At 47.2% G+C, this 14,235-nt stretch carries 7 protein-coding genes; 4 read left to right on the top strand and 3 right to left on the bottom strand.

Translation table 11 applies throughout. The features are described 5' to 3' along the window. Window positions 1-66: 66 nt before the first annotated feature. The 3 genes from ECHVI_RS20495 to ECHVI_RS20505 all read right to left on the bottom strand — a co-directional run bounded on the left by ECHVI_RS20495 (window position 67) and on the right by ECHVI_RS20505 (window position 7,310). On the bottom strand, window positions 67-1,230 hold the full coding sequence (locus tag ECHVI_RS20495) for an efflux RND transporter periplasmic adaptor subunit (RefSeq protein ID WP_015267939.1): 1,164 nt from the start codon (window positions 1,228-1,230) through the stop codon (window positions 67-69). Between the two features lie 3 nt (window positions 1,231-1,233). Continuing rightward, window positions 1,234-5,565: a CusA/CzcA family heavy metal efflux RND transporter gene (locus ECHVI_RS20500; protein WP_015267940.1), complete on the bottom strand. Its 4,332-nt coding sequence runs from the start codon at window positions 5,563-5,565 to the stop codon at window positions 1,234-1,236. A gap of 290 nt (window positions 5,566-5,855) precedes the next feature. Next, window positions 5,856-7,310 (bottom strand): glycoside hydrolase, encoded by a 1,455-nt coding sequence (locus ECHVI_RS20505; RefSeq protein WP_245553383.1) that lies wholly within the window; start codon window positions 7,308-7,310, stop codon window positions 5,856-5,858. A gap of 390 nt (window positions 7,311-7,700) precedes the next feature. On the opposite strand from ECHVI_RS20505, the gene proB reads away from it, so the two are divergent. From proB to ECHVI_RS20525, 4 genes are all read left to right on the top strand, one after another. Beyond that, a complete protein-coding gene (gene proB, locus ECHVI_RS20510; RefSeq protein ID WP_015267942.1) occupies window positions 7,701-8,492 on the top strand; it encodes a glutamate 5-kinase in 792 nt (263 codons plus the stop codon). Between the two features lie 372 nt (window positions 8,493-8,864). Continuing rightward, a complete protein-coding gene (locus tag ECHVI_RS20515; protein WP_015267943.1) occupies window positions 8,865-11,315 on the top strand; it encodes a TonB-dependent receptor in 2,451 nt (816 codons plus the stop codon). 26 nt (window positions 11,316-11,341) lie between these two features. Beyond that, complete coding sequence (locus ECHVI_RS20520) at window positions 11,342-12,676, top strand: hypothetical protein (protein WP_015267944.1); 1,335 nt, start codon at window positions 11,342-11,344, stop codon at window positions 12,674-12,676. Between the two features lie 195 nt (window positions 12,677-12,871). Further along, entirely contained in the window at window positions 12,872-14,128 is a 1,257-nt protein-coding gene (locus ECHVI_RS20525; protein WP_015267945.1) for a PepSY-associated TM helix domain-containing protein, read from the top strand. Window positions 14,129-14,235: the final 107 nt, after the last annotated feature.

Genomic DNA, 14,235 nt, shown 5'->3' on the forward strand with positions numbered 1-14,235 from the left:
CCTTCCAGTTAATACCATCACTTGTGATTTTCGTCTACAATCTAGCAAAATCCATTACCAAGTCTGCTATTCTTTGATCAAATTAAAGGCTCCCTTGGTCAGGAACACCGCATTTTTTTCAAAATCTTCAGCATTTTTAACCTCCATAAATCCATTCTCTGTACTCCCTGTCTCCACTCGTTTTTTGACAAACCTCCTTCTACCGTCGAATGTTCCTGCTTGAAGTAAAACGTAGTGCTCGTTTCCCGCCCGCACCACAGCTTCTATGGGAAGTCCTGGTCTTTGGACTGATTCGGTCCTGATGAACGCTTCGGCGTACATGCCGGGAATCCAGTTGGATGTTTCGATTGAAGGATCAAAGTGTACGTGCAGTCCTATGCTCCTTTCCACTGGGTCTACTGCTCTACCGACCAAATGAACGGTTCCCGAATATTCCTTTGAAGGATTATCCTGCAGACGAAACGTTACTTGCTGGCCTTCTCGTATTTTCCAGGCATCTTTCTCAAATACCCTGAGTTCAAGGTGGAGATCCTCTGTATTTACCAGAGTAAGTGCCACGTCCGATGGCTCTAGAAAAATACCCCTTTGGGCTTGGATGGTCGTAACGGTTCCTGAAATGGGGGCATATACCTTGACCATCGAAGTAATGTTATGGGGCGCTAACTGATCTGGGTCAATCCCCACTACGCCGAGTTTTTTTCGCAAAGCTTCATACCGTGCCTTCATGACCTTGTAATCTGCCTCTGCCTTCCGAAACTTTTTCTCCGAAGACACTTTCGACTTCGCCAATCCTTCTTGCCTCCTGAAATCGGATTCCAAATATGCTAATTGTCCTTTGGCTTCCAATAGGTCTTCCTGTAGCTGAATGAACTGGGGATTTTCTAGGACCAATAAGGTTTCCCCTTTCTTGACATTCTGACCGGTGAGCAAGGGAAGTTCCTTTACATATCCTCCAAGATAAGGGCTAATCGCTATCCTGCTTTCTGGAGGCACTTCCATCATCCCAGTTGCTTTTACCGATTGATGGAAGCTCTTTTCTTCGAAACTGCCCAAAGTAAAATCATTGGCAATGATCTGCTCTTCTGTCAAGCTGACCAGCCCCGGAGCCATGACACTATCGCCATTATCGAGCTGTTGGTCTCCATGGTTTTTCTCACCGCTGCAGGCCAACAACAACAGGCTTCCTGTCAGGACAAAAATTGCATTGAATTGTTTGCTTGTAATTCTCATGGTTCAGTCTGTTAAATAATTTGCTTCCAATACGGTCATGTTATATTCCCACAGATTCCGGAGGTAATTGATTTCAATGTTTCGTGCATTTTCCAACAGCTGAATGTATTGGAGATAGTCAATTTCACCTTCCCGGTAAGCCATCTGTGCATTGGCCAAAATCCCTGAGGCCAGTTCCTCTCCGGTCTGTTCATAATATTCTATTGCCTTACGGTACTTTTTGAGCTCTGCAAGTAGTGCCAAGTATTTTGCCTGAAGATGAATCCGGTAATTCTCCCGCTGCAGCTGAACCTTTTGGTAGCTGGATTGGGCAGCCCTGATTTTGGCACGCTGGGCTCCAAACCATAATGGAATGGCCACTCCTGCCTGTATACCCCGATACTGCTTGGCATCTGCCAATTGGTTGGTACCCTGAAAAAGTGACACTTGTATATCGGGCAACAGCTGTTGCTTTTCGACCTTTACTTCCTTCCCATAGGTCACCTCCAATTGCTTGTAATAGGCCATACCAGGATGCAATGAACTGTCACCATTAAGTACCAATTTCGGCATTTCACGATCGATCACCTGATAAGCTGTATCTCCCTGAATCCAGCCATTTAAAGCAATGCGCGCTCTTTCCATATCCTTTTGTCCCTGGGCTAACAACACGGCCATTTCCTTTGATTTGCTCTCTGCTGTCAGACGCTCCAACAAATTAGATTCACCGGCTTCGAATTTCATTTCTGCTGCACCGGCAAACCCCTTATAAAGGCTATCCAAGTACACATAATGGATTGCCAGCTGCTTTCGGTACACCACCGTATAATACGCTTGGGCAACCTCTTTTTTGACCTTGAACACCTCCAACCGATATTGCCTTTGCTGGAGGTCAGCCTTTTCCTTCTGCCATTGGTGCCTCGCCCCGTAAACGGTCGGAAATTCAAATGTCTGATTGATTCCCCATACCCTGATGGGCGCCCCATTTTCGGCTATATTATTTTCATCATAAAGGTAGTAGAAGGCTGTCTTGTCAATGTTCCAAGCACTTCCTGTAAGCTGCTCCTGCCTAATGGATTCTACTTGGGAAGAGCGGAGGCTACGGTTATTTTCTACCGCCAACTGCATCGCTTTTTCCAGTCCGACCTGTTCTCCCTGACCGTAGGTTTGGTGACCTGCTAGGCTTAGGAAAATGCAAACCACTGCCGTGGCCATCACTTTATTTGGGGTTTTGGGTATAATCTTCTGAGCTGACATGATCGTGTACAGAACCGGAACCACCAATAGGGTAAGAAGGGTCGCCGTCACTAGTCCTCCTACAACCACCGTGGCCAAAGGACGCTGTACCTCTGCCCCTGCCGAATGGGATACGGCCATGGGCAGGAAACCCAATGCAGCTGCTGAAGCTGTCAACAAGACTGGTCTTAACCGCTTTTTTGTACCGATAAGGACAGCTTTGTGAACATTTTTGATCCCTTGATCACGGAGCTCTTTGAATTCCTCGATCAACACAATTCCGTTCAGTACGGCAATGCCAAACAGTGCAATAAATCCCACCCCGGCAGAAATACTAAATGGTAGTCCACGAAAATACAGCAGGAACACCCCTCCCACCGCCGCCAATGGAATGGCACTGTAGATGATAAAGGCTTCCTTTATAGATCCAAAGGCAAAATACAGCATGACAAAAATCAATAATAGGGCTATGGGTACTGCTACCATCAAGCGCTCCCTTGCAGTTCTTAAATTTTCGAACTGACCACCATAAGTGACCGAATATCCCGTAGGCAGCTCAATCTTTTCCTCGATTATTTTCCGAACATCCTCTACCACCGATTCCAGGTCCCTGTTCCGGACATTTACCCCCACTACAATCCGTCTCTTGGTATCGTCCCGGGATATCTTTGCAGGCCCCGTGGTAAATCCAATCGAGGCAAATTCGCTGAGAGGAAGACTATGGCCATTTGGAAGTTGGACAGAAGCAGATTGGATATCCTCCAAACTTTTCCGGTGTTCAGGATCAAACCGCAAAACCAAGTCAAATTGTTTTTCTCCCTCAAAAACGGTCCCCGCAGGGAGACCGGCAAACCCCATGCTGATCAACTCGTTGAGCGCACTTACATTCAGGCCGTATTTGGCAATTTTCCTCCTGTCATAATTTACGGACATCTGAGGCAAACCGGCCGTTTTTTCAACAATGATGTCAGAAGCACCTTCTACTTGCTGAATAGCTGTTTCCACTTCAAGGGCCTTTTGGTAAAGAAGGTCGAGGTCTTCCCCAAATATCTTAATGGCAAGGTCTGCGCGCACTCCGGTTATCAACTCGTTGAACCGCATTTCTATGGGCTGGGTAAATTCAAAATCAATCCCTGGCAATATGGATAGAGCTGTTTTGAATGCATCTGCCAAACCATCCTTGGTTTCCGCCGTTACCCATTCCTCTTTAGGATGCAGTTTAATGATAACATCACTTTCTTCCATACTCATGGGATCGGTAGGTACTTCGGCAGCCCCTATCCTGGTCACCACTTGATCCACTTCGGGAAATCCAAGGAGGATCTTTTCCATCTTGGTGGTCGTTTCAATGGTCTTCTGTAAAGAAGTGCCCGTTTTGAGTACTGGCTGGATCACAAAGTCCCCCTCATCGAGGGTAGGCACAAACTCTCCACCCATACGAAAAAACAACAATCCAGCCAATAGCAATAGACCTCCTGCCATTGACAACACCATTTTCTTATGGCGCAGCGACCAATATATCGCCGGCTGGTATATCCGATACACAGCGGCTATCAACTTGACCGAGATATTTGCCCCGGACTTTTTCGATGGTTTGATAAATAGTGCTGACATCACTGGCACATAGGTAAAGCATAGCACCATCGCCCCCACCAGTGCATAACAAAATACCATGGCCATTGGACGAAACATCTTGCCCTCAACATTCACCAAGGATAAAATGGGAATGAATACGATGATAATAATCAGCTGGCCGAAAACTGCAGAGTGCATCATCTTGGAAGCCCCTAAAAAAGTAATCCGGTCAATTGCCACTTGTCGTTCCTTGCCTTTAAGGCCTATGAGCGATGCGTTTTGGGCCGTAATCTGGTAGGCAATAAACTCTACAATGATCACTGCACCATCTATGATTATTCCAAAATCAATGGCTCCCAAACTCATTAGGTTGGCATCAACACCGGTCAGGTACATCAACGATAACGCAAACAGCAAACAAAGTGGAATCACCGATGCCACTACCAAAGCAGAACGGAGATTTCCCAGCAGCAGTACGACCACGAATATGACAATTAGACAACCGAGAATGAGGTTCTCGGCAATTGTAAAAGTGGTTTTGCCGATCAGTTCACTCCTTTCCAAAAATGGATTGATGATGATCCCAGGGGGAAGTGAAGGTTTTATCGCCTCCACTCTCTCGGCCACCGCATTGATGACTGCCTGAGAATCGGCTCCTTTTAGCATCATCACCTGCCCCAGCACCTTTTCGCCTTCCCCGTTGCCGGTGATCGCTCCAAATCTGGTCGCATGACCGAACCGTACCTCCGCTACATCAGACACATAGACCGGGACACCGTTCCTATTTTCCACCACGATATTGCCAATATCCTCCAGACTTTCCACTAGACCTTCCCCTCTTACGAAATAGGTTTCTTCAGTTTTTTCTATATAACCTCCCCCGGCAATGCTGTTATTGTCCCGCAACACAGTATATAGCTTTCGCAACGGTATATTCATCGCTCTTAGCTTTTCAGGGTCCACCGCTACTTCGTATTGCTTCAAATAACCTCCCCACGTATTGATTTCCACCACCCCGGGGATACCCGAAAGCTGCCTCCTGATGATCCAATCCTGTATCGTCCTCAGGTCTGCAGTGGAATATTCGCCTTTGTATTCGGGAGCAACATCTATGATATATTGGTATATTTCTCCTAGACCAGTGGAAATGGGCCCCATGAATGGGCTCCCAAATCCTTCAGGGATCCTCTCCTCTGCAAGTTTCAATTTTTCGGCAATTAGTTGACGTGGAAGGTAGGTCCCTGCCTTATCATCAAACACCACCGTTACAATCGAAAGCCCAAACTTGGATACCGAACGGATCTCTTTCACATTGGGAAGATTTGCCATTTCAAGTTCCACTGGATAGGTAAGAAATTTCTCCACATCCTCTGTGGCCAGGTTTTTCGAAGTGGTGATGACCTGTACCTGATTATTGGTAATATCCGGTACAGCACCTAAGGGAATATGGGTCAGCGCATAAAGGCCAAAGCCCAGAATACCCAAGGTAAAAAGTAATATGACCAGCTTATGTTGCAGGCTGTATTGGATAAGTTTTTGTAGCATTCCGATTGAGGTTATGGTCCGCTACAAAACTATCTGCCTTCCCTAAATACTTCCTTAGGGAATTCTTAAGATTTCCTTAAAACCTGTCCATTGATGGTATACCTACAAATCCTTTTCCCCCAGTTCCGGTAATTCCTATTGCGATGGCTCATTCCACAGGCCTATTTCCAAAGATTTTTCACTCCTATTTTAGGGACGTCAGGGCATTTCAGCCCTGCCAAAACCAAGAAAAACCTGCCCTAATAACTTGTCCCCAAATAAAAGGCCATCCATAAAAACCCTGAAACGCCCTAATAGTCCAATGGCTTGACAATAACGGTCAAGATCGACCGGGCGGGAATATCAAAAGTATCACCTTCCAGCGCCATGGGCATGAGATCGAAATCCTTTGAGGTAATAAAGGCTTGTTGGGCCATTACGGCCTTGCCGTCCACTGCCAATCCAGCGGCTACGGCTTCCGGGCCTGAATTGACCAGGACATATACCATTTCATCTTGTGCCGGGGAAGAAAATGCTGATGCCAACAAATGGGAAGCTTGCTCTTCATTTCCGCTAATGACCACTCCCTTTCTTTGATAATTTGGACGGATAAAACGGCTGTAATTTCCCAGTGCCCAGAGCATTTTGCTTTCATGGAAGTCTCCGTCCTGCTGATCGTAATCGATATAAATGAGCCCGTCTTTATAATCATACGGTGAAATCGCCAACCACCAATGCCAAGCGGAGGCGTTGGCCACGGTAAGGTCATCATGGATGACCCTGGCCATGTAAAGCGCCGGGTCAATTCCCAAATCCCTTCCATTTCCTTCGATCTCACCACCGTTATCGCCCAAGATGCAATATTCGCTCATCCAATACGTCATCCCGGCTATTTTGGAAACGGTCCGATGGAGATTTTGGCGTTGCTCGACGGCAGCATGATGGGGTGATGTGGTAAAATAACTGTGCCCGGATATGGCATGCCCGACATGGTCAAGATCCCCAATAAAATACTCGGAATCTTCATCAAAAAAGGCTTCTATTTGCTTCCCTCGGCCAGGCTTGTCGGCTGTTTCATACAGGTAATTGATCTTTCCCGCTTCTGCCACATCGATTTTAGTCGACAGTCCTGCTGCTGTCAGGGATGCGTCCAAGCTTTTTACGATACCGGCAATATCCACATTGTAAAATGGGGTTCCTTCCTGCCCCCCATCCGACCAATCCCATTGGGGCTCATTGACCGGACTTACATAATCCACCTTCAGCCCTTTCCCTTCCAGGCCTTTGATGACCTTGGCCAAATACTGGCCAAACGCATTATACTTCTCCTTATCCAGGTTTGGGATCCCGTCATCTGCATATGCCTTCCCATTTTTGGTCATATGGACTGGTGGACTGTTGGGAAATACCAATAAATGGGGAACGTCATATGCTTGGGCCGCCAAGGCAAACCATACCTGTCCTGCCTGCTTGTTCCAGTCATATTGCCCATCCGGTCCCAAAAAGGATGCTGCCCTTCTCCATTCGTCCCGGATCCCACTTTCATCCCCTTGCCCTGCACTTCCTGCTCCGATATTGAACCGCCAAAGCGACAGCCCTATTCCTTTGGGACGGCCCTCTTGATCAACTTCCCTGCTGAACAGCAATTCTGCCATGGCTGATTTTTTTGGCGCTGGCCACTGGCCTACAAACTGACATGACCATGCGTCCGAGGCACCAAAATGTGCAATGGTCTGAAAGGTTTCATCTTGTTGGACATCAACCATTATTGACTGGCTTTTCTTTGGTTCTTTACGGTATTGTTTGCTTTCTGATCGGCAAGAACTAAGCACCACTACCATGATTAGCATCCTGAAAATGCAGTTTGATTGATATGTTCTCATCTTTGGTTTTCCTCAGGGTTATGATTTACTTCTCCATTTTTATAGCGCAAGGCAGGCAATTTTTTCAATATAACGTTTTCCTTTTATTTATTCCCCCTTTGATTTCGGGACCGTAGCTTGTGTAATGACAGACATCCCTGGCAAATGGTGTAACTTCCTTGGCTTTCAGTCCTCTCAGTACACTGATCGCCCTTCATTCCAAATGTTTTCACCGAAATTATGGCAATTCTCTCATAGAACCATAATTTTGAACTGTTGATAAAACATGGATTAATGGAAAATTTGAGTAAAAAACCGAGAAAGATCGTGGTGAAAGTAGGCTCCAATATGCTCACCAATCATAAAAACCGCATCATGGATACCGTCCTCCAGCATTTGGTAGGACAACTGGCGGAACTCTATGAGGACAATATCATGCCCATCCTGATCACTTCCGGATCGGTAGCGGCAGGCATGGAGGCCATGGGGCGGGAACTAAGCATAAAGGATGATGCCGTGCGCAGACAGATTTATTCATCCATGGGCCAGCCAAGGCTCATGCGCCATTACTACGAGATATTCCAACAGTACGGCATCCGTTGTGGGCAGGTGCTGGCCACCAAACGGGACTTTTCTCCGGGAAAGCACCGGGAAAACATGATCAATTGTTATAACGGGCTGATCGCCTCGGGCATTGTTCCGATTGCCAACGAGGACGATACCGTTTCCCTCTCCATGTCCGCTTTTAGCGACAACGATGAACTGGCAGCACTCGTGGCAGAACTGTTGGAGGCGGACATGCTGATATTCCTTACCCATAAGGACGGGGTGTTCAATGGACCTCCCGATGCAGCACATACCGAGGTATTGGAAGAGGTGAAAATAGATGAAAAAACCGAACAGTATATCCACGATAAAGGAGATCCCAAAACCATTGGCCGAGGAAACATGGCCTCAAAGCTCAAAATGGCCAAAAAAGCAGCCAGTAAAAATATAGCCGTCCACATCGCCAACGGCACCACACCAAATGTGTTACTGGATATCGTCAATGGAAAACAAATCGGAACCAGGGTCATGGCCAACTGAACCGATAGCACCTCCCCTTTCAAGCTTTGAAGAAGACAAAAAGGTTCTATTAAAGTACAAGCCCTATTGTGGACCAACCGTTTCGCAATAGGGCTTTTTAAATCCCCTTATAATCAAAATCGGCCTGATCAAATCACACATTTTAGTCGGGCATAGGATAATTTCGCCAGTATCCATTACTTTTTACCCCTTAAATAAATTTATTAAAAATTAATCTAAATAATAATTGTAATAATAATCTTAAGGCTATATTTTTGCAACAAATTAGATTAAATCTAAACAAAAACAATAATCATCAGCATCATGCATTTTTCACGTGTGGCGCTATACTGATTATTTTTTCTTTGCTAAGCATCGCTAATAAAGCTTCGGATGAAAACATTTCTACCGTTAGGGAAAATATATTTTTACACGGCCTTGTGTATGCTGATGTCCGGATTACCTGCGGTAGCCCAGACCATTCCGGCCACGACACTAAAAGGAAGGATCTTTGATACCGAAGAAAGTCCGGTTCCGGGTGTCATCGTCAGGATCAAGGACAGTCCGCTTACGGCCATATCTTCCCTGGATGGCAGTTACCAGATCACCGACATCCCAGAGGGGGAAGTGGAAGTGCTGCTTTCCTGCCTGGGCTACCAAGACCATGCGAGCAAGGTCTCCATCGAAAAAAACAAGCCCACAGTTCATTTGGATTTTGCGCTAGAGGAATCCATGACAGAGCTTGATGGCGTCATCATAGAAGGTCAATCGGTAAAAACGGAGATAGAAACCAAAGGGTTTGCCGTGGAAGTGGTGGAAACGGACAAGGCAGCCTTACAGTCTGTCCAGACCAATGACCTGCTCAACAGGACCGCCGGCATCCGTGTCCGTCAAAATGGGGGCATTGGCTCTAGAGTGGACTATAACCTGAACGGCATGTCGGGAAATTCGGTGCGGATCTTCATTGACGGTCTTCCCATTTCTACCTACGGTCCCTCTTTCAGCCTGAACAGCATTCCTCCCGCGCTGATCGAGCGCATCGAAATCTACAAGGGCGTGATTCCGGCACACTTGGCTGATGACGCCCTGGGAGGTGCCATCAATGTGGTGCTGAAAAAAGGAGCTGTCAACAGCCTTATGGCCGCGGTTTCGTATGGTTCGTTTAACACGCTGCAAGGCAACCTTAACGCCGTCTATAGGGACAAACGCTCTGGATTCACCACCAAAATATCAGGATTTTACAATTACTCCGACAACGATTATGAGGTCTGGGGGAAATTTGTCCGTAATATTCTCCCCAATGGTCGCTACGACTACGTGCGGGCCAAAAGGTTTAACGACAGTTACCGGTCCGTTGGCGGGAAATTCGATATCGGCTTTACCGATGTCAAATGGGCCGACCAGTTTTTTATCAGCTACACAGGATCGGATGATTATAATGAAATCCAGCACGGCACTTACATGTCCATCCCCTACAAAGGACGTTTTACGACTTCCCAGTCAAATGTATTCGGGCTGACCTATTCGAAGGAAGACCTATTTACCAAAGGATTGGCAGTTAACTTCAATGGCTCCTTCAGCAAACGCGCCGAAGTGGTCACCGATACGGTGAAATGGAACTACAATTGGTTTGGGGAAATAAGTTTGGATCTGGATGGCGAACCTATCCTGAGGCCAGACGGTGCCCAGCAAGGCGCTCCGACCATCAATCATATCGACAGGAATGTCAGTACTTTTCGTGCTGGCGCACAATATGAGCTCCACCCGCAGCACAAATTAATTTTCGGGCAATCTTTTTTCAACATAGACCGTTTTCAGCAAGATGAAATGCGAAATGCGGTAGAACGGCAATTTGTCGGCACAAGGGACCTCCAAAAACACATTACCTCGCTGGGTTACGAGTTTAACCTGATGCACTCCCGGCTCAAAGGCAACGTTTTCGGGAAGTATTATGTCCAAAACATCGAACGAATGGATCCCATATTGGTGGAAGGACCAAACGGATCGGAACGCCAAGAGGACCGGGTTACCAGCTCCAGGAATACCACGGGCATGGGGATGGCCTATTCCTTCAGGGCCTGGAAACAAATACTTTTTCTTGCCTCCGCAGAACAGGCGGTAAGGATGCCTTCTGAGGGAGAGATCTTTGGCAGTCCGGGGGACAATATCGTCGAAAACCTGAGCATCCGACCAGAGATCAGTAACAATTTGAACCTCGGTTTTAAACTAGGTGAATTCAGGAAAAACGCCCATGAATTCTCCTTCTCCGGATCAGGATTTATCCGTGACACCAAGGACAAGATCATCCAGCAGATCAATCCGCGCATCAACGACGCAGTGCAGACCAATCCATTTGAAAACCTGGGACGGACCAAAGCCATTGGCTTTGAAGGCCAGGCTACCTACTCCTATAAAAAGGCTTTACGGGCAACGGTGAATTTTTCACGGTTCAATTCAGTCTTCAACACCAAATATGACCCCAATGGCAACCTTTACGAAAAATTCGGGCAGCAAATTCCAAATGAGCCTTACTTTACCATAAACAGTACACTGGAATATACCCTCAAGGATGTCTTCCAGCAGGGTTCATCCTTAAGGCTATCGCATTATTTCAGCTTTGTGGAGAGGTTCTATACCACGTGGCTGGAAATCGAGGACTTCAGGACCCCGCGACAATATGTCCATGACCTGGGCGCCACCTATACCCTGCCCAACCAACGACTTTCCATCAGTGCAGACCTACGGAACGTGTTTGACAAGCAGGTCTATGACAACTTTGCCGTCCAAAAACCCGGCAGGGCCTTTTACCTCAAAATCAATTATGCAATTCACAACTTTAAATAATTTTTAACCAATTAATCAATAGGAAGATGCTCAGGACTAACATGCTAAAATCCAAAATTCTTCATATGGGAGCCGTTGTGGCGGCCCTGTCACTGACCAGCTGTAACAACGAAGATGATCCCACACCCCAGCCCGAGCAGAATGCTGACCGATGGGTGACCGTCGCCGGCGCACTGATGGGCGATAGTCCGGGTGACGGAAACGGCGGTACCAAAATCTACGCGGTGAGTTATGAAGACGCCATCAATCCAGAAATCGAAATCGACGTATTTGACAACGGGGAACCAGTCAAGTCCAACCGTACGGCAAGGCTGCAAATATCAGAAGACGGAAGCACCTTGTTCAATATTGCCTATGGTGGTGAAAATGGCGGGGAATTTTCCAAATTTGACGTCGCAGGAGGTTCCAGCTATGTCCAGCAGGACGTCACCGTAAACATTTCCCAGTATGTCGGCACAGCTCCCCGATGGAGCAAATTGTACAATGGGGACCAAAACGGGATCGCAGTAAACGTGGCCAATATTGCAGCAAACAATGCTGCGGAAAACTCCACGGAGCCTTTCCAATATTACAGAGGTACCGCGACGGTACTTGATGTGGACCTCCAAGATGTGCTTATCAGGGCTACTAAAGACTATGAAATTCCGCTAACGGAAGAAGAAGAACTGGCCGGTCACTGTATCTTCAGACTGGATGCACCAGTGCTGAACCAAGCCGGTGACAAGCTGCTCATCGGAACGTGGATGCGCAAATATGACGTGGCCACTGGTGAGCGGGAAAGTGAATGGGATAGATTGGGCACCAAAACAGTCGTGGTAGATTATCCTTCTCTGGAAAACCCAACGATCATCACCTCCACACAAGCAAACGGAGACTGCTCTGGCTACCGCAGCAATGTCAACCAGTTGGCAGAAGACGGCAGTATTTACCAAGCCACTTCCCGCGACACCGACGGATCTCATATCCTGAGAATCACTCCTGAGAATGAATACGACAATACCTTCGCCCTGAGCTTGGACGAGGCCCTGGGACTGAACGACGTCTATGTGGACGCTTGGAAATATGTCAACAATGGCATTGGCTATGCCATGATCAGACATGGAGAGGAAGACCAAGGTTATATCGCGAGACTGGACCTAAACCAGCAAACGGCATATTTGGTGAACGAAATCCCAGATGATCCTGATGTTAGGTTTAACCAATTCCAAGGTTTTATGGTAAGTGGCAATGACCTATTGGTTCCGGTTTCTCCACTTGGCAAAGATGGGAATATTTATATCCTCCACAGCCAAACCGGAGAGGTATCTGTAGGCGCCAAACTGATCAACAAGCCGGGCAACCATTTTATCGGAGCCTTTTAAGGTATCAAATCGGTTCCCCACGCGGGGATTTATCCAAATCATTGACCTTGTTTTCCTATTTCATGAAAAGGGGAAACAAGGTCTTTCCTACGTAAAGCAAAAATGCTATTTAGGAATACTGAGATGGGCAAATTGACCCAGAGACAGTCATGATCCCTATCCAACCACTTCACCGGCAATCAAACTATCAAAACAATGAAGGCAAAAAAGCAAAAAACCACTTGGCAAAAGGTCAGAAAATTTTTCAATGATATCCACCTTTGGGTGGGATTGGCCAGTGCCCTGGTGCTCATCCCCGTTTGCTTTTCAGGGACCATCTATGTCTACAACACCGAGCTCCAGGAAATGTTCAGTGCCCACCTCCATCATATAGAAATACAAAACGGTAGCAGCAAAAAAACCATAGAATCCCTCCTGCAATCCCTTTCCGCACAGGTGGATGGAGACATCACCGGTGTTTCTGTACCCCATGACCCGCAAGGTACTTTTCAATTTACCGTCAGGGAAAAAGACAGCCGGAGCAGGTTCGGGACATCTTATTATATGGACCCCTACACAGGTAAAATTGTCGGTACTTCGGAAGAAAAAAATGCTATTGCAGGTTTTATGCGAGACATGTTCAGCCTCCATCGCTGGTTGCTCCTGGACAAAATCGAAGAGCCGTTGATCGGAGAACTCTCGAATCGAAAACTGGGCAGCTATATTACCGGTACGGCCACCATCCTCTTCACCTTAGGTGTCCTCACGGGCATCGTGATCTGGTTTCCCCAAAAAGTAAAAAACTGGAGGCAAGGCCTAAAACTAAAACTGAACGGCAGTTGGAAACGAGCCAACCACGACCTTCACAACACACTGGCCTTTTATGCCTTTTTCATCCTGCTGATCATGGGGCTGACCGGGCCACAGTGGTCATTCCCCTGGTACCGCACGGGGCTGCAAAAGACTTTGGGTACCTATCAGGAACCTTCCGGCAGGGGTGGTGGACACGGAAGACCTTCTCCTTCCAACGAAAAGGAAGAACAGCCCGAAAAAACCCTATCGCTCCTTCCCTACCAAGAATACCTTGACGTGGCAGACAAGCACCTTGACTACACGGGTGATTACCGGATCAGCTTCCCCAAAAACGGTAACGACCTGGTCGAGATCCAAAAGAACAAAACGGGATTCTTTGCCCCTGCGGCAAGTGACCGGATCAGCCTTGAGCCTGCCACTGCAGCGGTCTCTGACATCCATCGGTTTGCTGACCAGCCCTTTAATCAGCGGGTGGCACGATCCATCAAGGCCCTTCACATCGGCTCTGTGTATGGTGGATTCTCCAAATTGCTGTACTTCATCTCCTGTTTGATCGCCACCAGCTTGCCCATTACCGGCACCTTGATATGGATCAACAAAATGAAGAAAAAGCCTTCCCGAAAAACCAAGAAAAAACCACAAGCCGTGGCGGTTTCCTAAGCGGAAATCCTGATCACAAAGTGATTTTTATTGGAATATGGGAAGGGGATCATCCCAACCACGCTTCCCTTCCCATATTCCTTTGGTTTTGCGCTTATCAGTTGATT

Source organism: Echinicola vietnamensis DSM 17526 (assembly GCF_000325705.1).
Taxonomy (GTDB): domain Bacteria; phylum Bacteroidota; class Bacteroidia; order Cytophagales; family Cyclobacteriaceae; genus Echinicola; species Echinicola vietnamensis.

Bases quoted from the DNA above. Each gene is read 5' to 3' on its own strand.
- ECHVI_RS20525 (WP_015267945.1), top strand. From the start codon at position 12,872: ATGAAGGCAAAAAAGCAAAAAACCACTTGGCAAAAGGTCAGAAAATTT.
- ECHVI_RS20505 (WP_245553383.1), bottom strand. From the start codon at position 7,310: ATGGTTGATGTCCAACAAGATGAAACCTTTCAGACCATTGCACATTTT.
- ECHVI_RS20520 (WP_015267944.1), top strand. From the start codon at position 11,342: ATGCTCAGGACTAACATGCTAAAATCCAAAATTCTTCATATGGGAGCC.
- ECHVI_RS20500 (WP_015267940.1), bottom strand. From the start codon at position 5,565: ATGCTACAAAAACTTATCCAATACAGCCTGCAACATAAGCTGGTCATA.
- proB (WP_015267942.1), top strand. From the start codon at position 7,701: ATGGAAAATTTGAGTAAAAAACCGAGAAAGATCGTGGTGAAAGTAGGC.
- ECHVI_RS20515 (WP_015267943.1), top strand. From the start codon at position 8,865: ATGAAAACATTTCTACCGTTAGGGAAAATATATTTTTACACGGCCTTG.
- ECHVI_RS20495 (WP_015267939.1), bottom strand. From the start codon at position 1,230: ATGAGAATTACAAGCAAACAATTCAATGCAATTTTTGTCCTGACAGGA.